This window comes from Luedemannella helvata, from assembly GCF_039528415.1.
Lineage (GTDB): Bacteria > Actinomycetota > Actinomycetes > Mycobacteriales > Micromonosporaceae > Luedemannella > Luedemannella helvata.
Genome location: NZ_BAAALS010000028.1, coordinates 56614 through 82099, shown reverse-complemented (window position 1 = coordinate 82099; position 25486 = coordinate 56614). Strand labels below are relative to the sequence as shown.

General features: G+C 72.6%; 21 protein-coding genes and 1 pseudogene. 6 read left to right on the top strand and 16 right to left on the bottom strand.

Going from position 1 to position 25486, the window contains the following annotated elements; genetic code table 11:
• A pseudogene (locus ABD191_RS23655) lies at positions 1-202 on the top strand (hypothetical protein); the annotation flags it as partial.
• A gap of 75 nt (positions 203-277) precedes the next feature.
• Here the strand turns inward: ABD191_RS23655 and ABD191_RS23650 are convergent.
• The 3 genes from ABD191_RS23650 to ABD191_RS23640 are packed head-to-tail and all read right to left on the bottom strand — an operon-like array spanning position 278 to position 2326.
• Entirely contained in the window at positions 278-1051 is a 774-nt protein-coding gene (locus ABD191_RS23650; protein WP_344086188.1) for a nucleotidyltransferase domain-containing protein, read from the bottom strand.
• Positions 1052-1061: 10 nt separating this feature from the next.
• The gene (locus ABD191_RS23645; RefSeq protein WP_344086185.1) at positions 1062-1757 is read right to left on the bottom strand and encodes a nucleotidyltransferase domain-containing protein; all 696 of its coding nucleotides are present in this window, start codon (positions 1755-1757) and stop codon (positions 1062-1064) included.
• Positions 1754-2326 (bottom strand): PadR family transcriptional regulator, encoded by a 573-nt coding sequence (locus tag ABD191_RS23640; RefSeq protein ID WP_344086182.1) that lies wholly within the window; start codon positions 2324-2326, stop codon positions 1754-1756. The genes ABD191_RS23645 and ABD191_RS23640 overlap by 4 nt, the downstream gene beginning before the upstream one ends.
• 55 nt (positions 2327-2381) lie before the next feature.
• Here ABD191_RS23640 and ABD191_RS23635 point away from each other — a divergent pair, with 55 nt between their 5' ends.
• The gene (locus ABD191_RS23635; protein WP_344086179.1) at positions 2382-3542 is read left to right on the top strand and encodes an FAD-dependent oxidoreductase; all 1161 of its coding nucleotides are present in this window, start codon (positions 2382-2384) and stop codon (positions 3540-3542) included.
• A 10-nt stretch (positions 3543-3552) separates the two neighbouring features.
• Entirely contained in the window at positions 3553-4296 is a 744-nt protein-coding gene (locus tag ABD191_RS23630) for a hypothetical protein (RefSeq protein WP_344086176.1), read from the top strand.
• Between the two features lie 153 nt (positions 4297-4449).
• On the opposite strand, the gene ABD191_RS23625 is transcribed toward ABD191_RS23630, so the two are convergent.
• The 5 genes from ABD191_RS23625 to ABD191_RS23605 are packed head-to-tail and all read right to left on the bottom strand — an operon-like array spanning position 4450 to position 8776.
• Positions 4450-4983 (bottom strand): GNAT family N-acetyltransferase, encoded by a 534-nt coding sequence (locus tag ABD191_RS23625; RefSeq protein ID WP_344086173.1) that lies wholly within the window; start codon positions 4981-4983, stop codon positions 4450-4452.
• 31 nt (positions 4984-5014) lie between these two features.
• Positions 5015-6247: an ABC transporter permease gene (locus ABD191_RS23620; RefSeq protein ID WP_425560836.1), complete on the bottom strand. Its 1233-nt coding sequence runs from the start codon at positions 6245-6247 to the stop codon at positions 5015-5017.
• On the bottom strand, positions 6241-6981 hold the full coding sequence (locus ABD191_RS23615) for an ABC transporter ATP-binding protein (RefSeq protein WP_344086171.1): 741 nt from the start codon (positions 6979-6981) through the stop codon (positions 6241-6243). The genes ABD191_RS23620 and ABD191_RS23615 overlap by 7 nt, the downstream gene beginning before the upstream one ends.
• On the bottom strand, positions 6978-8210 hold the full coding sequence (locus ABD191_RS23610; protein ID WP_344086169.1) for an efflux RND transporter periplasmic adaptor subunit: 1233 nt from the start codon (positions 8208-8210) through the stop codon (positions 6978-6980). The genes ABD191_RS23615 and ABD191_RS23610 overlap by 4 nt, the downstream gene beginning before the upstream one ends.
• Complete coding sequence (locus ABD191_RS23605) at positions 8207-8776, bottom strand: hypothetical protein (RefSeq protein WP_344086166.1); 570 nt, start codon at positions 8774-8776, stop codon at positions 8207-8209. Before ABD191_RS23605 ends, ABD191_RS23610 begins: the two co-directional genes overlap by 4 nt.
• A gap of 153 nt (positions 8777-8929) precedes the next feature.
• On the opposite strand from ABD191_RS23605, the gene ABD191_RS23600 reads away from it, so the two are divergent.
• Positions 8930-9583 (top strand): response regulator transcription factor, encoded by a 654-nt coding sequence (locus tag ABD191_RS23600; RefSeq protein WP_344086163.1) that lies wholly within the window; start codon positions 8930-8932, stop codon positions 9581-9583.
• An 8-nt stretch (positions 9584-9591) separates the two neighbouring features.
• The gene (locus ABD191_RS23595) at positions 9592-10812 is read left to right on the top strand and encodes a sensor histidine kinase (RefSeq protein ID WP_344086160.1); all 1221 of its coding nucleotides are present in this window, start codon (positions 9592-9594) and stop codon (positions 10810-10812) included.
• A 187-nt stretch (positions 10813-10999) separates the two neighbouring features.
• Here ABD191_RS23595 and ABD191_RS23590 read toward each other — a convergent pair whose 3' ends face one another.
• From ABD191_RS23590 to dpgA, 7 genes are all read right to left on the bottom strand, one after another.
• Complete coding sequence (locus ABD191_RS23590; protein WP_344086158.1) at positions 11000-16138, bottom strand: amino acid adenylation domain-containing protein; 5139 nt, start codon at positions 16136-16138, stop codon at positions 11000-11002.
• A gap of 31 nt (positions 16139-16169) precedes the next feature.
• Positions 16170-18302: an ABC transporter ATP-binding protein gene (locus tag ABD191_RS23585; RefSeq protein WP_344086155.1), complete on the bottom strand. Its 2133-nt coding sequence runs from the start codon at positions 18300-18302 to the stop codon at positions 16170-16172.
• Positions 18299-18556 carry an MbtH family protein gene (locus tag ABD191_RS23580; RefSeq protein ID WP_425560834.1) on the bottom strand — a complete coding sequence of 86 codons (258 nt, stop codon included), beginning with the start codon at positions 18554-18556 and terminating at the stop codon, positions 18299-18301. The genes ABD191_RS23585 and ABD191_RS23580 overlap by 4 nt, the downstream gene beginning before the upstream one ends.
• A gap of 113 nt (positions 18557-18669) precedes the next feature.
• A complete protein-coding gene (dpgD, locus tag ABD191_RS23575) occupies positions 18670-19470 on the bottom strand; it encodes an enoyl-CoA-hydratase DpgD (protein WP_344086150.1) in 801 nt (266 codons plus the stop codon).
• A 16-nt stretch (positions 19471-19486) separates the two neighbouring features.
• On the bottom strand, positions 19487-20836 hold the full coding sequence (gene dpgC / locus ABD191_RS23570; protein WP_344086148.1) for a (3,5-dihydroxyphenyl)acetyl-CoA 1,2-dioxygenase DpgC: 1350 nt from the start codon (positions 20834-20836) through the stop codon (positions 19487-19489).
• A complete protein-coding gene (dpgB, locus tag ABD191_RS23565) occupies positions 20833-21486 on the bottom strand; it encodes an enoyl-CoA-hydratase DpgB (protein ID WP_344086145.1) in 654 nt (217 codons plus the stop codon). The genes dpgC and dpgB overlap by 4 nt, the downstream gene beginning before the upstream one ends.
• 17 nt (positions 21487-21503) lie before the next feature.
• The gene (gene dpgA, locus ABD191_RS23560) at positions 21504-22655 is read right to left on the bottom strand and encodes a 3,5-dihydroxyphenylacetyl-CoA synthase DpgA (RefSeq protein WP_344086142.1); all 1152 of its coding nucleotides are present in this window, start codon (positions 22653-22655) and stop codon (positions 21504-21506) included.
• 639 nt (positions 22656-23294) lie between these two features.
• On the opposite strand from dpgA, the gene ABD191_RS23555 reads away from it, so the two are divergent.
• Positions 23295-24065 carry an AfsR/SARP family transcriptional regulator gene (locus tag ABD191_RS23555; protein WP_344086139.1) on the top strand — a complete coding sequence of 257 codons (771 nt, stop codon included), beginning with the start codon at positions 23295-23297 and terminating at the stop codon, positions 24063-24065.
• A gap of 33 nt (positions 24066-24098) precedes the next feature.
• Here the strand turns inward: ABD191_RS23555 and ABD191_RS23550 are convergent, their stop codons facing one another.
• Positions 24099-25448 carry an aminotransferase-like domain-containing protein gene (locus ABD191_RS23550; protein WP_344086137.1) on the bottom strand — a complete coding sequence of 450 codons (1350 nt, stop codon included), beginning with the start codon at positions 25446-25448 and terminating at the stop codon, positions 24099-24101.
• Between the last annotated feature and the right edge of the window lie 38 nt (positions 25449-25486).

Genomic DNA, 25486 nt, shown 5'->3' with positions numbered 1-25486 from the left:
CCGGGAAACGGACCTGGAGCAATCCAGGCACCGCGCCCGGGCCCGACCCAACACGATCGGCTGGCTCATGCACCACCGCCGCCTCGTCCGCGACTGCGAAGCCTGACCCGACAACTCCGCCAGCATGATCACCATCGCGATGATCGACAACCTCGCCAAACGCCTTACCGCCGAATCCACCCCAACCTGGCGAGACACGTGAACGTAGATAACTCACAAAATCCGTGAATCAGACGTCCTCTGAGGCCACCGTGCGCGGGCCGCCGCGGCGGGCGGGTCAGCGGGAGGGGTCCGCGAGGCGGACGCGCACCAGAAGGGCATGGAGGGCGTCGGCCGCACGCGGGGCGGCGGGGAGCGGGCTGGCCTGCGCCGACTCGTCCAGGGTCGCGGTGAGGCGGGTCACGTCGGCGGCCAGCCGGTCGGGAGCGACCAGGCCGCCCAGGGCGGCGTGCTCGCCCAGGCGCTTGGCGGCGATCAGGTCCGGGACGTAGGGCAGGTCGTGGTCGGGCCACAGGGCGTCGAGGTCGGCGACCACCTCGCCGGTACGCATGAGGTGGATGCCGGTGAGCAGCACGCGCAGCGTGTAGAGGGCCGGCTTGAGTTCGCCCGTGCGGCCGTACAGCTGCCACTGGGTGGCGGCGAACCCCCGGTAGTGGTGGGCGTGCCGGCTGGTCAGCAGGTCCGGCGCCAGCGCCACCAGCTCCCGGTGCGTCTCGCTGGTCGCCACGACGAGCGGCGAGAGCAGCTGCTCGGCCACGTACCCGTTGGGGCGCAGCAGCAGCCGGCAGAACTTGGCCAGGTCGTGGGTGACCAGGTCGAGTTCGACGCCGTCGCGGTCGCCCATGTGTTGCAGCGTCTCGGGTCCGGTGCGCAGCCCGACGACCTCGGCGGCCGGCAGGACGTGCACGCCGCGCAGGTCGACGTCGGAGTCGACGGAGGCGAACCCGTAGAGGTGGGCGCCCGACACGGTGGCGAAGACCAGGGGGTACGGCTGGGTGGCGGCGACGTCGGCGAGCCACGCGGGCAGGGCGGTGTCGAGGTCGGTCGCCATCGTCAGCTCCTTACAGGCGTGCCCGGCGGGTACGGACGAGGAAGTCTGCCACCGCCGCCCGGTCGGGTTCCACCGGTAATGCGGTCCGGCGGGCGGCGGCGACCAGTTCCGCCCGCAGGTGCTCGGCCCACGCCGTCACCTCGTCCCACGCGACATCGCCCGCGCGTACGGCGAGCAGCCGGTCGCGGTACGCCGACACGTCCACCAGGATCTCGCCGTGGCGCAGGGCGTACGCGCCGGCCAGCAGCAGGCGGATCATGTGCATCGCCTGCTTCCAGCGGATCTCGCCGGTGCGCTGGCGGACGGCGGTCAGCCGGGCGAACTGGTCCCGCGCGTACTCCCCATAGGTTTTCTCCAGGCGCGCCGACAGGAACGCGCCGCGCAGGGCGAGCAGCTCGCGGCCGGCGTCGTCGACGTGTTCCACGAGCGGCGACCACAGGCACTCCAGCACGGTCGGGTTGCCGGTGAGCGCGAGTTCGCAGAAGCGGCGCAGTTCCCAGGAGAACTGCTCCTCGGCCGGCCCGTCGATGTGGGTGGGCGGGTCGTCGAGGCCCCAGAACGCGGGCGTGGGCACCACGAACACGCCGCGGCGGTCGTAGTCGGAGTCGGGTCCGTCCAGGCCGTAGGCCCGCGAGCCCACCACACACGAGTACGCCGTGTGCGCGCGCACCAGCTCGCGCGGGTCGTCGCCGGGCCGCCAGGTCACAGGTGGTCCGGCCAGGTGAGGCGGCCGGCGCGCACGTCGTCGAGCAGGCCGCGCACGTAGGCGAGTTCGGCCTCCAGCACCCGCAGCTGGTACTCGTTCTCGATGAGGAACAGCCGGGGCAGGAACGCGGCCGACTCGGCGGTGGACTCCGTCATGGCGGCCAGCCGCTCGGCCAGCCGGTCGGCCCGCACGGTGAGCGCCTCGACGGCCCGCGCCGGCGCGAGGCTCGGCAGGAACGACAGGGCGGCCGGGAACTCCGGGTACTCCGGCGCCGGGGTGGACAGCATGGCGTAGAGCCACTCGCGCAGAGTGTCGCGGCCGGCCCGGGTGATCCGGTAGGTGGTGCGCTCGGGCCGGTTGTCGGCGCGTTCGGTGGACTCGACCTCGATGAGACCGTCGCGGGCCAGGCGCTGGATGGTCTGGTAGACGCTCGTGCGTTGGCTGACGTTGACGACGTCGTCCTTGTGCCGCTCCTTGATCAACTGCTGCATCCGGTAGGCGTGCATCGGCTCCTCGGTGAGCATCGACAGCACGGCCAGGGCCAGCACGGAGCGGCGCGGTGCGGACATGGGCAGATCCTAACGACCTTGACTCGGTCTTAGTCATAGTATGTATAGTGTGAACATGACTAAGCGAGCACTGATCATCGGGGGCGGTATCGCGGGAACGGTCACCGCTATGGCCCTGCGCAAGGCGGGGCTCGACCCCGTCGTCTACGAGGCGTACGACCGGGATTCCGACGGGGTCGGGGCTTTCCTCACCCTCGCCGAGAACGGGCTGGCGGCCCTGTCCGTGCTGGATCTGGACCTGTCGCGGCTCGGCATGGACACGCCCGCCATGGTGATGATCAGCCGCGGCCGGCAGCTCGCCACGGCCCCCATGCGGGCCCGCACGGTCTCCCGGTCGGACCTCTACGGGGCGCTGCGCGACGAAGCCGTCCGCCGGGGCGTGCCGATCGAGTACGGCAAGCGCCTCGTCGACGCGACCGTCACGCCGTCCGGCGTACAAGCGAGGTTCGCGGACGGCACCACCGCGGACGGTGACCTGCTCGTCGGCGCCGACGGGCTGCGCTCGCGGACCCGCGCCATCATCGACCCGAAGGCTCCCGCCGCCCGCCACATCGGCCTGCTCAACACGGGCGGGTACGCGCGCGGCCTGCGCCTGTCCGGCCCGCCCGGCGTGGCGCACTTCGTGTTCGGCCGGCGCTGCTTCTTCGGGTACTTCATCCACCCCGCCAGCGACGTGTGGTGGTTCGCCAACCCGCCCGCCAGGCGCGAGCCCAGCCGCGAGGAACTGCTCGCCATCACCGGGCGGCAGTGGCGCGAACGCCTGAACGACCTGTTCGCCGACGACCCCGGCCCGATGCTCGACATCATCGCCGCCACCGAGCACATCGTCCCCGCCTGGAACACCTACGACTTCCCGCGCGTGCCGACCTGGCACAACGAGCGCATGGTCCTCGTCGGCGACGCGGTGCACGCCACCTCCCCCTCCTCGGGGCAGGGCGCGTCGCTGGCCATCGAGGACGCCGTCGTGCTCGGCCGCTGCCTGCGCGACATCGACGAGCCGGCGGCCGCGTTCGCGACGTTCCGGCATCTGCGGCGCGAGCGCGTCGAGCGGGTCGTGGCTCAGGGCAGACGCAACGGCAACGGCAAGATGGCCGGTCCGGTGGGCGCCGCGATCCGCGACCTGATCCTGCCGGTCGTGATGCGCCGGATCGCCGCGAAGGACGCCCAGGGATGGATGCACAACTATCGCATCGACTGGGACGAGAGCGCTCGGTAGCTTGGCGGCCATGAACCTGCGAGGCAACCGGCTGCTGCTCGCGCTCGCTCCGCTGACCCTCATCGCCGCGTGGATCATGCTGCCCGTCAACGCGGACTCCTACCTGACCTACATCTACAACGACCCGCAGGGCGCCGAGCAGAACCTCGACGCGTTCCGCAGCGACGCCCGGGCGGCGTACACCTCAGGGCTCGGGTGGGCGGCGCTGCTGGCGCTGGCCTGCGGGGTGTACCTCGGCCGGGGCGCGCGGGCCGGGGAGGTCGTCCGGCGCGCTCTCGGCGGGGCCGTGCTGGGCCTGGTGTTCGCGGGGGTCACGCTCCTGGTGGCGCTGCCGTTCGCCGGCCCGGCGCTGAGCGACCACTGGGCGTTCGCCCGGCAGGTCCAGGACGGCGCGCCGCCGCCGACCACGGGCCCGATGTGGCCGACCGTGCTCGGCGCCGTGGCGTGTGTGGTGCTGGCCGGCGCCATCGGGGCGGCGTTCGGCGCGGGTTCCCGGCGCGGCTGGCTCGTGGGGGTCTTCGTCGGGCTGCTGTTCGTCGGCTCGCTCTGCGTCACTGGGATGCACGCCTCCGTGGTCATGGCCGCGGGCGCGGCCATCCTCGGGTTCGTGCCGATCGTGGTGGTGTACCTGTGGCTCGACGGGCACGCGCCGGCCGCCGCCGCAGCGCTGCTGGTCACCGCCGCGCTCGCGCTGGCGCTGGCCCGCCAGACGGTCGCATACCGGGAACGCAGGGCCGCATCAGCCGGTGCCTGACGGCGGCACGGTGAGCGGCGTGGACGCGCCCGGGCCGGTGCCGCGCTCAGCCCGGTGAGGTACCGGATACCGCACCGGAGGCCGATCTGCGCGGGAGGACGGGCGCGACGTCGGCGAGGCGCCCGGCCGGAGCCGGGCGCCTCGCCGCTCGGTTCAGCGCGAACGGTGGAACAGCAGCATGTCGTCGCCCGTCCGGGGATCGGGAACGATGCCCTTGTACGCGTAGCCGGTCTTCTCGGCGACCAGCCGCGCGGCCGCGTTGCCCGGGGCGGTGAGCAGCTCGATGCGGCGCATCGCGCCGGCCGACAGGGCCCACCCGGTGAGCGCCAGCAGCGCCTCCGTGGCGTACCCCCGGCCACGCCAGCCGGCCCGCAGGCCGAAACCGACCTCCGTGCAGCCGCGCTTCCAGTCGGTGTTGAACAGGCTCATCGCTCCGATGTGCACCCCGTCGGCGTTGTGCTGGACGGCCAGGTGCACGCCGTGTCCCGCGTCGCGGAACCGGTGCACGTCGTCGCGCAGCCAGCGCGGCAGCGTGATCGTGGCCCGGGGAACGCCGGGGGGCAACGCCTCCCATTCCTGGGCGGCGATCACCTCACCCACGCCGGGGGCGTCCTCCGGAGCGAACTCGCGGATGGTCAGCCGGTCGGTCGAGATGCGTACTTCCGGAAAGGTCGTCGTGGTCGCCATTGCGCGTACCTTTCGTTGTCCGGCACGGTCCTCACACCGTGCGCAGCGCGTCGGTCGGGGACAGCCGGGCCGCGCGCAGCGCGGGGATCAGGCCGGCCAACGCGCCGATTGCGATCGCGGAGCCGATGCCGCCCGCCCAGGCCTCCACGGGGACGACAACCTCCCAGCCCTTCGTGCGGGCGTACACCATGGTGGCCAGCACGCCGGCCGCCACGCCGACCGCGCCGCCCAGGAATGCCAACATGATCGCCTCGGAGAGGAACTGGCTGCGGATCTGCCGGCGGGTCGCGCCGAGCGCGCGCCGCAGGCCGATCTCCGAGCGCCGCTCCAGTACCGAGATGATCATGATGTTGGCGACCCCGACCGCGCCCACCACCAGCGCGACCGCACCGAGCCCGAGGAACAACGTGTTGAACGCGCCCTCGGCCGCCGCGCGGGCGGTCAGCGCCGCCGACGGCTGACTGACGTCGACCTCATTGGGCGCCTCAGGGTTCGCCGTCTGGGCGAGCAGGCCCTGCACGGTGCCGACCTGGCTCGTCTCCGCCCGGACGTACAGCGTGCTCGGGGGGCCGTTGGCCACCTCACCCTCGACGATGCTCGCGTAGTTGAGATAACGCTGGGCGGCCGGGTACCCGACCAGCGCGCTGCTGTCGATCTCGGACGCGAGGGTGGCCGGCTTCAGGATCCCGGCCACGTAGAACCACTGGTCACCGAGCCAGATGCGCTGGCCCGGGTACACCCGGTCGAAGCCGAGGCGGCGCGCGGCGGTCGAGCCGAGCACGACGACCGGCTCGGTCGCGGTGGCCGGATTGAGCCAGCGGCCCGTCGCCACGGTCGTGGCGACCACCTCGAGCAGGTTGAGGCTGGCGGCCTTGACCTGCAACGCGTTGGTCGTCACGGACGGGATGAGCGGGCTGCGGTAGACCTTGGCGGTGCCGACCGTGCCGACGTGGGCCACCCGCTCGACGGCGTCGAGGTGCGAGACCCGCAGCGGCGCGGACAGCGGCAGGCGCGCGGTCTGCCCGGAGAACGACTGGCCGTTGGTGGCGGTGAGCAGGTTGGTGCCCAGCCGGTCGATCTCGGCCAGCAGCCCGGCCTGCGACGACGACGACAGCCCGAGCACCGCCACGATCGCGGCGACGCCGATGGCGATGCCGAGCGCGGTCAGCGAGGCCCGTACCTTGCGGGCCCGGATCCCGATGCTGGCCACCCGGGCCTGGTCGCCGAAGCGCAGCCGGGCGGGCGCCGTGATGGCGCTCACGATCGTTCCTCCCCCGTATCCGAAATGATCTTTCCGTCCAGGACGTGCACCTGCCGGCGCAGGCGGTTGGCCAGGTCGTTGTCGTGGGTGATCACGACGATCGTGGCCCCGCCGGCGTTCAGCTCGTGCAGCAGCGCGACGATCGACTCGCCCGTACGGCTGTCGAGGTTGCCGGTCGGCTCGTCGGCCAGCACGATCGCCGGGCGGCCCACGAGCGCCCGCGCGATCGCGACGCGCTGGCGCTCGCCGCCGGACATCTTCGTGGGCCGGAACGAGGCGCGGTGCGCCAGCCCGACCCGGGTCAGCGCCTCCCTCGCCCGCGCCCGGCGGGTCCGCACGTCCACGCCGGCGTAGAGCAGCCCGTCGGCGACGTTCTCCAGCGCCGTGGAGTGCTCGGCGAGGAAGAACTGCTGGAACACGAAGCCGATGCTGCGCGCGCGCAGCGCCGCGAGCTGCCGGTCGCCCAGGCCCGAGATGTCGACGCCGTTGATGCGCACCACGCCGCCGCTGGGACGGTCGAGCGTGCCCATCACGTGCAGCAGGGTCGTCTTGCCCGAGCCGGACGGCCCGACGATCGCGACCAGCTCGCCCTGCCGGATGGTGAGGTTCACCCCCCGCAGGGCGGGCACGGGCGGCTGCTCGCCGTACGTCTTCGTGACGTCGTGCAGCTCCAGGACCGCGGGCCGGTCGGCAACGGCCGGAATGGTGGACGGCGCGCCAACGGAGACCATCGTCATGACGCGGGCACCACCACTCGGTCACCGGGCGCCAGGGCGCCCTCCACCTGCACGAGCCCGTTGGCGTTGTCGAACAGGCCCAGTTCGACCGGCACGCTCTCGCGCGAGCCGTCCGCGTTCACGCGCTCCACCGCGTACCCGCCGCCGGCGATGCCGATCAGGGCCGTGACCGGCACGATCAGCGCGTCCTTCACCCCCTCGGTCGTGATCTGCACGCGTACCGGCGCCGCGTCCAGCGTGCCGGCGTCGTTGGGCTTGTCGAGGCTGATGTAGACCGGGATCGTCGCGTCGGACGAGGTCGACCCGGACGTCGCCACGTCACCCTGGTCCCCCGACGAGCTGGCCACCGTGCCGATGCGGCTCACCTTGCCGGGCGTGACCTTGTTGTTCGGCAGGGTGATCGAGACCTTGAAGCCCTTCTTCACGAACGACTGCTGCGCCGCGTTGAGCTGCACGACCACCTGGCGCACCGTGGTGGCCGCCTCGACGACCGCCGTCCCGGGCGCCGCACGGGTGCCGAGCTTCGGGATCGCCTTCGTGATGCGCAGCGGCCCGGGCAGGAACACCGCGTCGCCCAGGTTCAGCCGGCCGGTCTCGTCGGCGCCGATGTCCTCCTGCAGGTCCTCCAGGGCCTCGGCGGTCTCGCCCGTGAACTCGTCCTCGCCGTCGTCGATCTCGTCCTCGGAGGCGTAGCCCAGCGCGCGCAGGTTGGCGTTGAGGGCCTTCACGTCCCAGCCCTCCCGCCCGTACGACAGGTCGCGGTACGGCGGACGGCTGCCGCACAGCAGCAGCACGGGGTTGTCGTCCACCCAGTACAGGACCTTGCCGCACTTGACCACCGAGCCGGCCGCCGGCAGCTTCGTGTAGATGCCGGCCTGCTGGTTGATCACCGAGTACGACGAGCCGTCGGCCTGGGCCGCGTAGGACAGCGTGCCGCTCTGGTTGACCTGCGCGGACAGCGCGCCCTTGCGTACGGGCACCAGGCCGGCGGCGGTCTGTTCGGCCGCGTTGGGTTCCGCCGCCGCGTTCTGCGAGGTCGACGTCACGGCGAACACGCCGCCGGCGGCGGCACCGAGCACGAGCACGGTGCCGCCCACGAACAGGAACCGGCGCCGGCGGCCGGGCTCCCGGCGGTGGGGAGCGGGCGCCTGCGGCGCCCGCTCGCTCACGTCCGGCTCCGGTGCCGTCGTCGGGGTGAGCTCACCCTCGCCGGTGGTCACCGAGCTCATGAGCCGCCGCCCGGAGCGACGCCGCCCGGCAGCAGGTTGCGGCACTTGTCCTGCGCCGCCTTGTACGCCGACGACTCAGGGTCCACCCCGGCGCCGCGGTCGATGAGCATGCGGCCGTCGGGCTGCGGGTCGGGCATGTTCGGCACGCCGTTCTCGCGCATGCACTTGACGAACTTCAGCATCGCCTCCTGCTGCTCGGGCTGGGCGCCCTGCTGCATGAGGCCCGGCGGCTCAAGGGCCTTGCAGGCCTTCTGCGCGGCCTGGAACGTCGGGTTCTCCGGGTCGAGTTCGCTGCCGCGCCGTGCCTGCAACTGCAGCCGGCCGCCGACCGGGTCGGGGAAGCTGGCGACGCCGTTGTCGCGCATGCACTGCGCGTACTTCACGAGAGCGGCCTCGCGCTCGTCGTTGCCCCCGCCCCCGCCCCCGCCGCCGCCGCGACCGCTGCCGGCGGTGGCGCCCGAACTGCCCGTGCTCTTCGGCTCGTCGTCGCCACACCCGGCGAGCGCCAGCCCGATCGCCATCACGGCGGTGACCACCAGCAGGCCCCGCCTTCGCTGCAATGCCATGGAGTGTCCTTCCATCAGGGACGGTCGTTTCCGGGTTCTGTTCTACGAGCCGGGCGGTCACACGACGGTCCGCGAGTTTGTGACCACGCTGTGACCGCCCGCGCACGCTAGGCTGTGACGGGCATGTGACCGGGGGGCAGGCAGCCTGAGGCGATGAGAGTTCTGGTGGTCGAGGACCAGACCGAGCTGGCGGACTCGGTCGGGCGGATGCTGCGCCGCGAGGGCATGGCCGTGGACGTGGTCTACGACGGCGCGGAGGCGCTCGAGCGCACGGGCGTGGTCGCCTACGACGTCGTCGTGCTCGACCGCGACATCCCCGAGGTGCACGGCGACGATGTCTGCCGCACCCTGGCCGGTCAGGAGCCGCACACCCGGGTGCTCATGCTCACGGCGTCGGGCACTCTGGCCGAGCGGGTCGAGGGGCTCAACCTCGGCGCCGACGACTACCTGCCCAAACCCTTCGCGTACGCGGAACTGGTCGCGCGGGTGCGGGCGCTCGGCCGGCGCTCGCAACCCGCGCTGCCGCCCGTGCTGGTCGCCGGCGATCTGAGCCTCGACCCGGCCAAGCGGGTCGCTACCCGCGGCGGGGTACGCCTCGCGCTCACCCCCAAGGAGTTCGCCGTCCTGGAGTACCTGCTGGCGGCCCGCAACCGCGTAGTGTCGGCAGAGGAGCTGCTCGAACGCGTCTGGGACGAGGCCGCTGACCCGTTCACCACGACCGTCAAGGCCACCATCAACCGGCTGCGCGCCAAGCTGGCCGACCCGCCCCTGATCGAGACCGTTCCCCGCGGCGGCTACCGGATCTGAGGTCCCCCATGCGTGTGCCACGCCCCAGCCGGGTACGCACCCGGCTCACGCTGCTGTTCGGGCTGCTGTTCACCGTGTCCGGCGCCATCCTGTTGACGATCACCTACCTGCTCGTGGCCAAGTCGCCGAGGTCCGCGTTCACCACACACGTCAACGCCCCCGGCACCCTGCTGCCCGGCAGCCCCGACCTGGACCCGGGCCAGCTGCTGCCGCCGGAGCAGGTCGATGTCGTGGGCCAGCAGATGGCCGAGCAGGCCGCCCGCCAGCACGACGCGGAGCTGCAGAACCTCCTCGTCCACTCGCTCACCGCCCTGGCCATCATGGTCGCGGTCTCGCTCGTGCTCGGCTGGCTGCTGGCCGGGCGGATCCTGCGCCCGCTGCGCACCATGACCACGTCGATCCAGCAGATCTCCGCGCACAACGTGCACGACCGGCTGGCCGCGACCGGGCCCCGCGACGAGATGCGCGACCTGTCCGACACGGTCGACGGGCTGCTCGAACGGCTCGAGACGGCGCTCGACGCGCACAAGCGGTTCGTCGCCAACGCCGCCCACGAACTGCGCACCCCCCTGACCCTGGAGCACGCCCTCATCGAGGAGACGCTCACCGACTCAACCGCCACGGTGGAGTCCTTCCGGTCGACGTTCGAGCGCCTGCTGTCGATCCGCCGCCAGCAGGCCCGCATGCTGGAGTCGCTGCTCACGCTCGCGAGCAGCGAGCGCGGCCTCGACCGCCACGAGCCCGTCGAGCTGTCGCTGATCGCCCGGCAGGCCGCCGCCACGTACCGGCCGGCGGCCCAGCGGCGCGACGTGCGCCTGGAGTCCGAGATCGGGCTGGCCTGGGGTACGGGCGACCCCGCGCTGGTCGAGCGGCTGGTCGCCAACCTGCTCGACAACGCGATCGCCTACAACGTGCCCGGCGGCTGGGTGCGGGTGAGCACCGGCAGCGAGCAAGGCCACGCCGTCCTGACGGTCGCCAACAGCGGCAGGGCCATCCCGCCCGAGCAGGTCGACCGGCTCTTCGAGCCGTTCCAGCGGCTGGACCGCACCCGCGGCCGGGAGGGCCACCACGGGCTGGGCCTGTCGATCGTGCGGGCCATCGCCCTGGCGCACCACGCCGAGCTCGAGGCACAGGCGCGCGTCGACGGTGGTCTCGTCGTGCGGGTGGTGTTCCCGGTGCCGGTGGCGGCGTCCACGAAGCCCCACGCCGAGCCGGCGCTGGCCCGCTGACACGCTGGGCGAGCGACCGTCGGGGCATATGGTCACCGGGATCGTGTTGCGACATGTCTTCCACAGCGGTTCCACAGAACGTCTACAAAACGTCCATGCGGCCACGAGGACACATGTCCCACGTCGGGATGACGCGTTGTGGCCCGGGCCGTCGTGACGGCCCGGGCCACAGCGTTTCCGGGGTGGATCAGCCGAGCTTGCTCTCGAACTGCTCGATGTCGTCCTGGTCCAGGGCGATCAGCGGGAAGTCCGACGGGGTGTGGCCACCGCCGCCGGGGGTGGTGGTGTGCGTGGCCAGGCCGCTGAGCACGTCGACCCACGCCGCGAGCAGCTGCTCGACCGCCTGCTCGCTGAGCAGGCCCGCCGGGGCGGCCAGGTTCAGCGACAGCTGCGGGCCCTCGGCCGTGTCCCGGACGATGCCGCCGGCCTCGAGCGCGTGCCGCGACGGCATGTCGTCGTCGACCTGACCGGCGAGCGCGCGCTCGCCGGCCGGCTGCCACGCGACGGCGTCCGGCGACCCGCCCTCAGGACGGCCACCCTCCGGACGGCCACCGTCCGGCCGGCCACCGTCCGGCCGGCGCTCACCGCCGCCGCCTCCGCCGAAGCGGCCCATGTAGTTGAAGCCGATCTGCGGCACCGGCAGCGCGGCCAGCGTCTCCGCCGTGGCCGGGTTGAGGAACCGCAGCATGCCGTACCCCAGCCCGTCGCCGGGGACCGCGCGCAGCTGCTCCTTGACCCGCTTGAGCAACCGGCCGGCGTCCGGCCCGCCCGCGCGCACCTCGGCGAAGTCGACCGGACCGGGGTCCAGCCGCACCGGGTACGAGCCGGTGAACCAGCCCACCGTGCGGGTGAGGTCCATGTCGGCGGTCAGCGGCTCGCGGCCGTGCCCCTCGACCTCGACCAGGAACCCGCCGTCCACTCCCCTGCCCTGCCCGCGCAGCCACTCGGCGACCGCGGCGACCAGGCCGGCGAGCAGGACGTCGTCGACGCCCGCGTGGAACGCCGTCGGCACCTGGGTGAGCAGCGCCGTGGTCAACGCCGGCGGCACCTCGTGCGGCGCGCGGTGCAGGCCCGCCGCCACGGTGTCGCGGGCCGGGTCGAGCGCCCGGTCGCCGACCAGGTTGTCCGAGCCCGCCAGCATCGCGCGCCAGGCCGGCAGCTCGCTCACCCGCTCCTGGCTGACCGCCTGGTTGGCCAGGGCGGTCGCCCACCGCCGGAAGGACGTGGCGGTCGGGTCGACGGTCGGCTCCTGGCCGGCCTCCAGCTCCTTGTACGCGATGGCCAGGTCGGGCATGAGCACCCGCCAGGAGACCCCGTCGACGACCAGGTGGTGGATGACCAGCAGCAGCCGCCCGTCCGTATCCGGCCCCGCGTCGAGCCACACGGCCTGCACGAGCACGCCGTTGTCCGGGTCGAGGCGCCGGAACGCCTCATGTGCCTGGGCGGGCACGAGCTCGGCCTGCGCCTGCTCGTCGAGCCCCGCGGCGTCGACGCGCCGGACGAGGTCGACCGCGGGGACCGCCTCCGCCGAGCGGGCGACCGGCACGACGAGCTGGTTGCCCGCCGCGTCGTAGCGGGCCCGCAGGACGTCGTGCTGGTCGAGAACGAACTGCAGCGCCCCGGCGAGCTTCGCCAGCGTGATGCCGGCCGGCACGGTGATCAGCATCGACTGGCTGCCCGCCCGGGTCACCGACCCGGCCGTACGGGCCAGGTCGTGCATGACCGGGGTGAGCGGCACGATGCCCGTGGGCACGTCGGCCTCGCCCTCGGCGGGCTCCAGTTCGGCCAGCGACTTGGCCACCCGCGCCAGTTCGGCGGGGGTCTGCAGCTCGAACACCTGCCGCGGGGTGATGACGACCCCCGCCCGGCGGGCCCGGGACACCACCTGCATCGACATGATGGAGTCGCCGCCCAGCGCGAAGAAGGACCCCTCCGCGCCGACCCGGTCCAGGCCGAGGACCTCGGCGAACAGCTCGCAGAGGATCTCCTCGACCGGGGTGGCCGGGCCGCGGCCGGTGGACACCGCGCCGAAGTCCGGCGCGGGCAGCACCGCCCGGTCGAGCTTGCCGTTGACCGTGACCGGGATGGCGTCGAGCAGCACCACAGCCGCCGGGACCATGTAGTCCGGCAGCCGGGCCGCCACGTGCTCGCGCAACACCGTACTGACGGACGCCGCCTGGTCGACGTGCGCGCCGGGGGCGGGCACGACGTAGGCGACCAGCCGCTTGACCCCGGGCTGGTCCTCGCGGGCGATGACGGCCGCCTGCTTGACCAGCTCGTGCGCGGTGAGCACCGCCTCGATCTCGCCCAGCTCGATGCGGAAGCCCCGGATCTTCACCTGCTCGTCGGCGCGGCCGATGAACTCCAGTTGGCCGGCGTTGTTCCAGCGACCGAGGTCACCCGTGCGGTACATGCGGCCACCCGCGTTGTCCCTGCCGGGGAACGGGCAGGCCACGAACCGCTCGGCGGTCAGGCCGGCCCTACCGACGTAGCCACGGGCGAGGCCCGCGCCGGCGACGTACAGCTCGCCGACCACGCCGGGCGGCACCGGGCGCATGAACTCGTCCAGGACGTACACCTGGGTGTTGTCGAGCGGTACGCCGATCGGCACGGTCGCGGGCACGGTGTCGTTGACCGTGAACGGCAGTTGGGTGGTGAACGAGGTGTTCTCGGTGGGGCCGTACGTGGTGCGCACGACGAGGTCGGGGTGCGCGTCCAGCAGGGCGCGGATGGCCGCCGCCGACACGACGTCGCCGCCGGTGGAGACCTCCCGCACGCCGGCGAAGATGTGCGGGCTCTGCTCCGCGAGGACGCGGAACAGACCGGCCGTGGCGTGCACGTTCGTGATCTGGTGGTCGGCGATGAGCTTGCCGCGCTCGACGGCGTCGACCTGGCCCGGTGGCACGACGACCACCCGCCCGCCGCGCACCAGCGGCACCCACACCTCGTACGTGGAGGCGTCGAACGCGTGGTTGGCCTGCAACAGCACCCGCTCGGCGATGTCGTCGGTCCAGCTGCGGTCCATCGCGAACGCGACCACGTTGCCGTGCGTCACCGCGACGCCCTTGGGTACGCCCGTCGACCCGGAGGTGTACATGACGTACGCCAGGTTGCGCGGCGTCACCCGTACGGTGCGGTAGCCCACGGGCGGGCCGCCGGCGAGCGCGAGGGCCGACACGTTCACGACGTCGAAGGCGGCCGCGCCGGCGAACAGCTCATGACCGGCCGACTCCGCGTCGGTCACGAGCACCGACAGGCCGGCCTCGGCGGCCACCGCGCGCAGCCGCTCCACGGGGTGGTCCCCGTCGAGGGGCACGTACGCCGCGCCGGCCTTCATGACGCCCAGGAGCGTCACGATCAGGTCGGCCGAGCGCTTCATGAGCACGCCGACCAGGCTCTCCGGTCCGGCGCCGCGGTCACGCAGCACCCGGGCCAGCCGGTTGGCCCGCTCGTTGAGCTCGGCGTAGCTGAGCGTCACGTCGCCGCTGACCACCGCGACCGCGTCCGGCACCCGCTCAACCTGGGCCTCGAACAGCTCGGCGGCCGAGCCGCCCGGCACCGGCCACGCGGTGTCGTTCCAGTCGACCAGGACCTGGCGGCGCTCGTCCTCATCGAGCACCTCCAGCCGGCTGACCAGGACGCGCGGGTTGTCGGCCACCTGGGTCAGCAGCCGGCGCAGCCGCTCGAGCAGCGCCTCGGCGAAGGGCTGGTCGAACACGTCGGGCCGGTAGTCCAGGCGCAGCTCCATCTCGTCGAACGGAGTCACCACCAGGGTGAGCGGGTAGTGCGCCGCCTCCTCGCCGCCCGCGCCGGTGACCCGGATGCCGCCGTACTTCGGAGGCTGGGTGAGGTCGCCCTGCGCCGCACCGTCGCCACCCGGACGCAGCAGGCGCGGCTCGCCGCCCTGACCGTCCGGCGGCGGCAGCAGCCGGGGCTCACCGCCCTGGCCCTGCGGCGGGGGCAGCAGGCGCGGCTCACCGCCCTGACCGTCCGGTGGCGGGGCGAGCAGCCGGGGCTCGCCGCCCGCGCCGTCCGGCGGGGGCAGCAGGCGCGGCTCGCCGCCCTGGCCCGGGGGCGGGCCGAGCAGCTTGCGCGGGCCACCGCCGCCCTGCGGGCCGCCCAGTTGCTGCGGCGTGCCCTCGGCACCGGCGGGGACTGCGAGGCGCCGCGCCCCGTTCGGGTTGTCGGCCAAGGGTGGCGCCTCGGCGGTGCCGCCCGCGACCGCCGGGGCGCCGCCGGTGCGCTTCTGCTCCGCCGGGCCACGCGGGTAGTTCTGGTAGACCAGGATCGTGTCGAACGTGGCGCCCGAGCCGGCCGCCCGCTGGATCTCGGTGATGCCGAGGTGCTGGTGTTCGAGCAGGCCGGCCTGCTGGGCCTGCAGCTTCGCGGCCACGCTGATGAACGGCGAGGCCGGGTCGAGCTGCACCCGCACGGGCACGGTGTTGATGAACAGGCCGAGCATGCGCTCGACGCCGGGCAGGTCGGCCGGGCGGCCGGAGACCGTGGCGCCGAACACGACGTCACTGCGGCCGGACAGCTTGCCGACGAGGTAGCCCCAGCAGCTCTGCACGACCGAGTTGAGCGTCAGCCCGTTGGTCTTGGCGACGCCGCGCAGCTTCTCGGCCAGCTCGTCGCCCGCGTGGGTGATCGCGTGCTGCAGCATGACGGGCGGGCCGCCCCGGTCGATGGGGCCGACCAGCGTGGCGTCGTCCAGGCCGGACAGCATCTGCCGCCACGCCTCGCGCGCGACGTCCTTGTCCTGGCGCACGAGCCAGGCGAGGTAGTCGCGGTACGGGGTGACCGGGGGCAGCCGGCTCGGATCGCCGCCGTCGCCGTACACGGCCCACAGCTCCCGGAACAGGATCGGCAGGGACCAGCCGTCCATCAGGATGTGGTGCATGGTCACCACGAGCCGGAACTTCTCCGGCCCGAACTTGATCAGCAGGATCCGCATCAGCGGCGGCACGGCGAGGTCGAACCGCTCCCGGTTCGCGTCGATCACCTCGTCCGCGCGTGCCAGCGCCTGCTCCTCCGGCAGGTCCGAGTAGTCCTCGAACTGCCACGGCATGACCGCCCTACGGGCGATGACCTGCACGGCGTCGCCCGAGCCGCGGTGCTGGAACCCTGCCCGCAGGCTGGCGTGCCGGTCGAGCAGCGCCTGCCACGAGGCCCGCAGCACCTCCGGGTGCAGCGGGCCCTCCAGGTTCAGCACCCGCTGTCCGACGTAGACGTCGCGCGGGGCGTCCTCGTCGTACTCCGCGTGGAACAGCAGGCCCTCCTGCAGCGGCGCCAGCGGCCATACGTCTTCAACCTGCGCCTGAGTCACTTCGCCTCCTCACTGGTGAATGTGGACATGGTCAGTAGTCCTGCCGCGGCTCGCCGCCGCCGTTGCCGTTCGGCGGCGGGCCCATCAGGCGCCGCTGCGGCGGGTGTAGACCGCGCCCGCCCGGCGGCGGGCCCGACGGCGGGGGCAGCAGATGCAGCCCGGGGCCGCCGGCGTCCTCGCCGTCGGGCGGCGGGCCGTACAGGTGGGGGGTGCCACCGCCCTCGCCGGGCGGCGGACCGTACAGGCGGGGACCGGCGCCGACCAGCTCGCCCTGCGGGGCGCGCTGGCGGGCGAACTGCGTCTCGTACAGCTCGGCGTAGAGGCCGCCCGCCTGCATGAGCTCGTCGTGCGTGCCCCGCTCGACGATGCGACCGCCGTCGACGACGAGGATCTGGTCGGCCTCGCGCACCGTCGACAGCCGGTGGGCGATCACCAGGGACGTGCGCCCGGCCAGGGCCGTGCGCAGCGCCTCCTGCACGGCCGCCTCGGACTCGGAGTCCAGGTGGGCCGTCGCCTCGTCGAGCACCACGACCGACGGCGCCTTGAGCAGCAGCCGGGCGATCGCGATGCGCTGCTTCTCGCCGCCGGAGAACCGGTACCCCCGGTCGCCGACGACCGTGTCGAGGCCGTTGGGCAGGGTGGCGATGAGGTCCCAGATCTGTGCCGCCCGGCACGCCTCGATGAGGTCCTGCTCGGTCGCGTCGGGGCGGGCGTAGAGGAGGTTGGCGCGCAGCGTGTCGTGGAACATGTGCGCGTCCTGGGTGACCATGCCGATGTTCTCCCGCAGCGACGCGAGGGTCAGGTCCCGTACGTCGTGCCCGTCGACGCGCACCACGCCCGCGTTCGGGTCGTAGAGCCGCGGCACCAGGTGGGTGATCGTGGTCTTGCCCGCCCCCGACGGCCCGACCAGCGCGGTGAGCTTGCCGGCCGGCGCGGTGAAGCTGACCTCGTTGAGGACCCACGCGTCGTCGGCCCGCTCCCGCCCCGGCAGCGCGATCGTCTCCAGCGAGGCGAGCGACACCTCCGATGAGCGCGGATACCGGAACGACACCCGGTCGAAGGTGATCTCGGGTGCCGTCGCGCTCGCCGGCAGCGCCCTGGCGCCGGCCCGTTCGACGATCAGGGGTTGCAGGTCGAGGACCTCGAAGACCCGGTCGAAGCTGACCAGCGCGGTCATCGCCTGAGCCTGCACGTTCGACAGCTGGTTGATCGGCCCGAACAGCCGGGTGAGCAGCGCGGCGAGCGCCACCAGGGTGCCGATCTGGAACACCCCGTCGACGACGAGGGTGCCGCCGAGGCCGTACACGACCGCGGTGGCCAGCGACGCGAGCAGCGTCACGGACACGAGCAGCATCCGCGAGTACACGGACGTGACCACGCCGATGTCGCGGACCCGGCCGGCCTTGCGGGCGAACAGGCCCACCTCGCCGTCGGGGCGGCCGTACAACTTGGCGAGCAGGGCGCCGGCGACGTTGAACCGCTCGTGCATGAGCGAGCCCATCTCGGCGTCCAGTTGCATGGACTCGCGCAGCAGCTTCTGCAGCTTCCGGCCGACGACGCGCCCGGGCAGGATGAAGAACGGCAGCACCACCAGCGCGATCACGCCCAGGACCCAGGACAGGTAGAAGATCGTGCCGAGTACGAGCAGGAGCACGAGGCTGCTGGAGACCACCATGGACAGCAGCGAGGTGACGGCCTGCTGGGCCGCCACGACGTCCGTGTTGAGCCGGCTGACGAGCGAGCCGGTCTGGGCGCGCGTGAAGAACGCCAGCGGCTGGCGCTGCACGTGGGCGAAGACCTTGGTGCGCAGCTCGTAGATGAGCCCCTCGCTGACCTTGGCCGAGGCCCAGCTCTCCGCGAAGCCGACCCCTGCCTGCAGGATGGCCAGGCCCGCCACTGCCAGGGCGACGGCGATGACCATGCCCCGGTCGCGGGGCAGGATCCCCTCGTCGATGAGGACCTTGAACAGCAGCGGCGTGGTCACGATGATGACCGCGTCGACCACCGCGAAGAACAGCAGCATGACCACGCGCCAGCGGTACGGCCGGGCGTACGGCAGGATGCGGCGGACCGTGCCCGGCCGGATCTGCTGCTTGACGTCGGAGTCGGGTTCGGGGCCGGCCCCGCCCCGGATCTGAATTAGCGGACCGCCACCACCGATCATGGCAACGAAACCTCCAGTGCGGCATCGCGCCGCGCGTTCATGTCGTCAATAAGACTCTTGGGCCGCAGATCGGTCCAATTGGCCTCGATGAAATCGAGGCAGGCCTCCCGGGTGTCCTCACCGAATGCGACTTTCCAGCCAGCGGGAACATCGGCGAAGCCCGGCCACAGCGAATACTGTCCCTCGTCGTTGACCAGGGCGAAAAATGTACCGTCCGCCGAGTCGAAGGGATTTCCCACGACCGCTCCTTTCATTGAGCATGCGACATTCTTAAATGCAATTCGCCGCCATCAGAATTGCATCCGGAAATAGCACCGACAAGGGCCGTTCAGTGCGGCTCCATTGCGACTCCAGCGGCCCTGTCGGATTACTCTCCGCGCCACATGGGCGGTCGTTTTTCGGTGAACGCGCGGGGTCCTTCGACCGCGTCCGCGCTCCGCGCGCGCCGCTCCTCCCACGCGAACCGGGTGGCGAACGCGCGCTCCAGCGGCATGTCCACGGAGGCCAGCACGCTCTCCTTGATCGCCCGCACGGACAGCGGCGCGGACCGGATGATGTCGTCGGTCCAGTCGGCCACGCACTCGTCGAGGTCCTCGGGCGCGACCACGTCGTTGACCAGGCCCAACCGGGCGGCCTGCCCGGCGGTCATCTGCCGGCCGGTGAGCAGGTAGCCCATGGCGGCCTTCAGCGGCGCCTGCCGGGCCAGCCGGAACGCCCCGCCCGCGCCGGGCACCAGGCCCAGCCGCGCCTCCGGCAGGGCGAACAGCGCCGTGGTGGCCGCCACGACGATGTCGCAGGCGAGGACGAGTTCGAAGCCGCCGCCCAGCGCGTACCCGTTGACCCGCGCGATCACCGGCTTGCTCAAGCCGAACCGCTCGGTCAGTCGCGGCCAGCCAGGCTGGCCGCGACTGCCGAACGTGGCCGGCGGCGTGCCCCGCGCGTCCAGCGCGGCGCGCTCGCGCAGGTCCTGCCCCACGGAGAACGCCCGGTCGCCCGCGCCGGTCAGCACGGCGACGCGCACGGCGTCATCGGCCTCCACGTCGTCCCACGCCGCCGCGAGTTCGGCGTGGGTACGCAGGTCCAGCGCGTTGAGGACGGCCGGCCGGTTCAGCGTCACGTAGGCGACGCCGTCCTTCTTCTCGTACCGCACGCGGGGCTCGTCGCTCATGCCGGCATTCCCGCGCTCATGGCCGGCCGGCGCTGAACCGGCCGACCTTGTCGAGGACGTCGGCGCTGTACAGACGCAACGCCTGCCGGACGGCGAACTCCGCCAGGTACTCCCGCAGCACGTCGGTCGGCTCCTCCGCGACGTGCAGCATCCGCCGGTTGGCGAGGACCGCGTCGCCGGCGAGCCGGTTGACGGCCGCAGCGACCGCCGCGTCCACCCGGTCGGGCTCCACGACCTCGTCCACCAGCAGCCGGGCGGCGGGCTCGGTGGCCCACAGCCGCCGGCCCTGCAGGATGATCTGGCGGGCCACGCGCGGCCCGGCCGCCCGGGTCAGCCGCAGGTTGCCCACGCCGGGGACGATGCCCTCCTTGGCCGCCGGCAGGCTCACGTACGCGTCGGACGCCGCGATGACGTGGTCGACCGTGAGCAGGATCTGGCAGCCCCCGCCGATCGCGAAGGTGTCCACGGCCGCGGCCCACGGCTTCTCCACGGCCGTGACGTGCCAGGCCGCGTCGGCGTCCGGGGTCAGCCCCCGGACCAGCTTGCTGAGGTAGCCCAGCTCCCGGCGCAGCAGGAAGTCGACCAGGGAGATGCCGCCGGCGTGCAGGCTGCGCAGGTTGATGCCGGCGCTGAACACCCGCCGGCCGCGGTAGCGCGGGTGGCTCATGGTGCCCCCACGGATGACGCCGACCCGCACGTCCGGGTCCAGCAGCGCCAGGTCGACCGCCGCCTCCATGTCGTCGACCTGGCGGTCGTCCTCGGCGTTGAGGCAGTCCTCCCGGGTCAGCGTGAGGTGGGCGGCCACGCCGTCGCGGGTGAGCAGGACCGAGCCGAGGTCCAGCCGCCCGGTGCGGGCGAACTCGGCGCGCAGCGCCAGGGCCCGCTCGGTCGGCCGCCGCATCGACGCCATGAGGTGCCGCCCGGCCGTGGGCGAGCCGAGCACCGCGCCGGCGAAGATGCCCTGGTCGATCTCGTGGCCCTCCTTGGCGGCCTGTGGCCGGGCCCGCTCGTCGGCCAGCCGCGCCGCGTCCGGCACGAGGCCGGTGAACACGCGCGCGGCCGCGTCGACCAGGTCCGCCAGCCGCGGCTGCCGGGTGCGGCCTGCCGTGAGCCGGTCGTACACGGCCTCGACGTGCTCGGCCAGGAACCGGGCGCGCAGCCCACGCGCCGCCGCCTTGGCCTCCTCGGCCGCCTGCCGCTGCGCCGGCGTACGGTCGGCCGGCGGCGGCAGCTCCGCGAGCGGGCGCCCCGCCGCCGCGGCGGTCGCGGCCACCGCCCGCCAGGACTCCTCGACGCCGGCGGCCGGGACGCTGGGCGCCGGCGTGGTGGCGTCCAGCGTCCCGACGGCCGCGGGCGCGGCGGTCACGCCGCCACCTCCGTGCCCCGCCGCAGCACCCGGTCGCACGCGGCAAGGTGCACCCCCAGGGCGTTCTCGAAGCTCATGCTGGTCGCGTCGAGCAGCAGCCGGCGCCGGATGGCGAGTTCCGCGCCCGCGTCGGACCCCGGCCCCGTCTCGCTGACGGCGGCGTCGAGGTCGTCGGTGAGCTCGTCGACGAGACGCAGTTGCAGCGCGCGCCGGGCGTCGATCGGCTCGCCGAACAGCACGGCCCGGCGCACGCCGGCCACGCCGGCCTGCTGGGCCAGCCGGTAGAGGGCCATGCCGGGCCACGCGGCCCCACCGGCCGCGGGCAGCACGAGCCGCGCGTCCGTCGTGGCGACCCGGTAGTCCGTGGCGAGCAGCGCGTCGAGCGCGGGGCCGCCGCAGTCGCCGATGGCCACGGCCACGGTCGCGGCGGGCAGCCGCTCCAGCCGTCGTAGCGCCCGCTCCCAGCGGTTGACGAGCGCGACGTCGAGGTCGGCCGGCCACGGCTGCGCCGGTACGCCGGACACGATGAGCCGCACCACGGCCGGCCCGCCGTCCTCGGCCCGGTCGCACGCGGCGACGACCGCCGCCACGGACGCGGCCGACAAGGGCCGACCGCCGTCGACACGGACGACGTTCTCCTCTGTGGACACTGCCTCACTCCCGCCCGTCACCACTGCACCAGCGCCATCTCGATCGTCGAACCGGGTCCCATGGTCATCAGCACGCCGTACTCGCCGGCCTGCACGCAGTTCTCGTTCTGCAGCCGCTCGTACGAGAAGAGGAAGGAGCCGCTGGACAGGTTGCCGTAGTCGCGCAGCACCCCGGTGGTGTGCCGCAGGTCGTGGTGGGTGAGCCCGAGGTTCACCAGCACGGCGTCGATGACCTTCTTGCCGCCGGAGTGCACCAGCCAGTGGCTGATGTCGCTGCGGCGCAGGCTGGTGCCGGCGAGCAGCCGGTCCAGGGTCAGCTCCGCGTGCGCGCCCACCACGTACGGGATGTGCGGGTCGAGGAAGAAGCTGAACTTGCCGGCGGAGCGGTCCCAGTCGTAGCGCATCGCGTCGACCGCGTCCGTGATGATCGTGCTGGCGAACTTCAGCACCCGGGGCGTCGGCGTCGCGGTGGCCGCGGCGTCCGCGGCGGCGCCGCCGACGACGGCGACCGCCGCGGCCCCGTCGCCGAACAGGCTGTTCACCACGGCGGTACGCATGGAACCGTCGAACACGTACGCCGCCGAGCACGCCTCCGCGCACACCATGACGGCGAGTTCGCCGGGGTGGGCGGCGGCCCAGCCGGTGACCGCGCCCAGCCCGTTGAGGCCGGCGTTGCAGCCCATGCCGACGATGTCGGCGCGGGAGCAGTGCCGGTCGATGCCGAGGTCGCGGATGATGTGCGCGCTCAGCCCGGGGGTCAGGAAGCCCGTGGAGGTGACGCAGCACAGGTAGCGCACGTCGGACAGCTCGGCGCCGATGTTGCGCAGGCAGGTGAGCAGGGCGCGCGAGCCCATGTCGACCGCGACCGCCTTGTGCTTGTCGAGCAGGTCGCCCTGGGCCTCCTCGGCCAGCCCGCCGCCCCGTGCGCGGCCCGGCAGGGACAGGAAGCGCCGGTCGATCGCGCTGTTGAGGAAGACCGACCGGACCCGCGAGTCGGTGATGCCGAAGGCGTCGAGCAGTTCGGGTTGGGAGTAGGAGTCCTCGGACACGGCCGTGCCGACGCCGAGCAGTCGCGCGATACCGGCCGGCCGGGGGTCGTCCGGCAGGTCCTCGGCGAGCGGGCGCGGGTCGCGGGCCCCGACGGCGGGGGCCTCGATGCTGATGGTCATCGGAAGGTCCACCCCCACATTCGCGGCTTGGCGCGCAGGGTGCCTTTTCTTCTGATCACTTGCCATCCTCCACAATTGCGTCGAAATAGCGTTTCGCGAGCAGTGGGCAGCGGAAAGATATGCGAGAAAATCGAGCCGGGTCAAGAAGTGCGGCGTCGCGCAGTGCCGGATTTCCGGCGTTGAATTACTGGCGATATCGCGGTGTTCGGCTGACCGAATAATGGAGCCTCGCTGGAGCCGGAAACGCGACACAGACGCCTATTGGCAATGAAGGTTAACAACAGCGGCCCGTCGCCCGAACGGCGTCCCGACTGACACGGATCACAGATCAGCGCCCTCGGCGGTTCGGCCACTTCACTCCACCGACCGGCCGATTCAGGGCGGGACTTTGCGCGCAGGACCTCGGGTTAAACAAAATGATCTATATTCTTGATCATGTATTATTGGGCCACATTTCGAGATCCCTGGAGAGAGCTTCCATGGCAATTCCGGCAATCCTCCAGCACCATTCCAGGCCAGGCGCCACGAGGGCGCCAGCGATGGTACGGGCGCGCGGACCACCGCTTTCCTGGCGCACAGCATGACAGCGGGGCAGCTCGAATTGTTTGTGCCATCAAATAGTCCTGGACGGGGGACGACGTGAATTTCGCAATCCTGGGGAGTCTGGAAGTACGTGAATCGGGCAATCGAATCCCGATTACGGCCCCAAAACAGCGTGCGGTTCTTGTCACGCTTCTTTTGGACGTGAACAACGAGGTTCCCGTCGAACGACTGATCCGGTACGTGTGGGACGGCCAGCCGCCCGCGGCGGCGCAGACGACGCTGCAGTCCTACATCTACCGCCTACGACAGCTGCTCAAGCCGGTGAGCGGGGTGGGGCTGGAGACCAGCTCCGCGAGCTACCTGCTGCATGTGGACCCGGCCCAGACGGACGTCTGGTCGTTCAAGCAGGGGGTCGCCGAGGCGGCCGGGTTGAACGCCAACGGGGAGCTGCGCGAGTCCGTGCGCAGCCTCCGCGCGGCGTTGGCGTTGTGGCGGGGGACGGCCCTCGTCGGGGTGCCCGGCAAGTCGATCCAGCAGGAGGCGCGGCTGCTGGAGGACGAGCGGATCGCCGCCTACGAGGACCTGTTCAGCACGGAGATCCTGCTCGGCAACCACCGGACGATCGTCCCGGAGCTGCGCAAAGTGGTCTCGCGATACCAGTACCACGAAACCCTGCGGGCCCAGCTGATGGTCGCGCTCTACCGCGCCGGCCGCCAGGCGGAGGCCCTGCAGGTGTACGCCGTGATCCGGCGGAAACTCCGCGAGGACCTCGGCATCGACCCCGGCCCCGAACTGCAGGAGCTCCACAAGTCCATCCTGGAGCAGGTGCCGGGCACGATCCTGTTGCCGCCGTCGGTTTCGGTGTGACGGTGGCATGACGGCGGGGCGGACCCGGCGCGGTTAAGCGTGCCGACCGGGTCCGCCGCCGTCGCTCTCGCGCTGGGCGGCAACGAACCGCGCCAGCCGGCCGATGCCCGTGGTGATCTCCACCGGGCTCAGGTAGCTGATCGACAGCCGGATGCTGCGCTGGCCGCCGGCCTGCGGGTAGAAGTACGACATCGGCGTCCAGATCACGCCGAACTCCTCCGCCGAGCGGGTCAGCGCGGCGTTGTCGGCCACGAACGGCACCTGCATCGTGAGGAAGAACCCGCCGCCCGGCCGGTTCCAGCTCACCCCCAGCTCGTCCCGGCGGGCCTCGGGAAAGCAGCGGTCCAGCTCCCGCAGCGTCGCCGCCATGGCCTGGCCGTAGTACGCCGCCGTGTCGGCGTTGAGTTCCGACACCCGGCCGCGCGCCGCCAGCAGGGCCCCGGCGACGGCCGCCTGGCTCAACGACGACGTGTTCACGGTGACCATGCTCTTGATCTTCGCGAGCTCGGCGGCGAGCAGGCCGACCGTCCCGTCGGCGTGCCGGACCCGCTGGTCGGCGACCACGAAGCCGACCCGCGCCCCCGGGAACAGCGTCTTCGAGTACGAACCGAGGTGGATGACCCGCCGGTGCGCGTCGAGCGACTTCAGCGTCGGCACGGGCGACCCCGGCGCCACCAACCGGTACGGGCTGTCCTCGAGGATCAGCAGGTCGTGGCGCACGGCCAGGTCCAGCAGGTCGGCGCGGGTCGACGCCGGCATGGTCGTGCCGGTCGGGTTCGCGTGGTCGGGCACGACGTAGAAGGCCCGTGGGCGCCGCCCGCCCGCCCGCTCCGCCAGGATCGCCGCCTCCAGGTCCGCGCACGAGAACCCGTCCGGGCGCTCCTCCACCGGGGTGACCGCCACCCCGAGCAGGCGGGCGGCGCCGGTGATGCCGACGTAGCACGGGCTCGACACGAGCAGCACGTCGTCGGGGCCGGACATGAGCGCCCGCAGCGCCAGGACCATCGCCTCCTGGCTGCCCACGGTAACGACGATGGCCTCGGCGGGCACGTCGATGTCCTCGTCGACACGCAGCGAGTGCGCGATCAGGTCGCGGATCTGCCCCGCCGTCGGCCCGTACTGGTAGAGCGCGTCGCGGATCTCGCGCTCGCCGCCGCCCCGGGCCGCCAGATACTCCAGGTACCGGCGGAAGTGCGCGAAGATCTGTTCCACATCGAAGAACCCGTCGTACGGCCGACCCGGCGCGAACGAGATCGCCTTCGGGTAGCGCAGCGTCACCTCGTTGAGGAAGTTCATCGTGTCGAGCACCGGGTCGGACAGGCTCGCGTGCAGGTCGTCGCGGCGCAGGTCACTGACCGGTTTGCTGTCCAGGGTCCGACTCATCGCCTCAGGCTGACACGCACCGCGCGCGGCCGACAGCG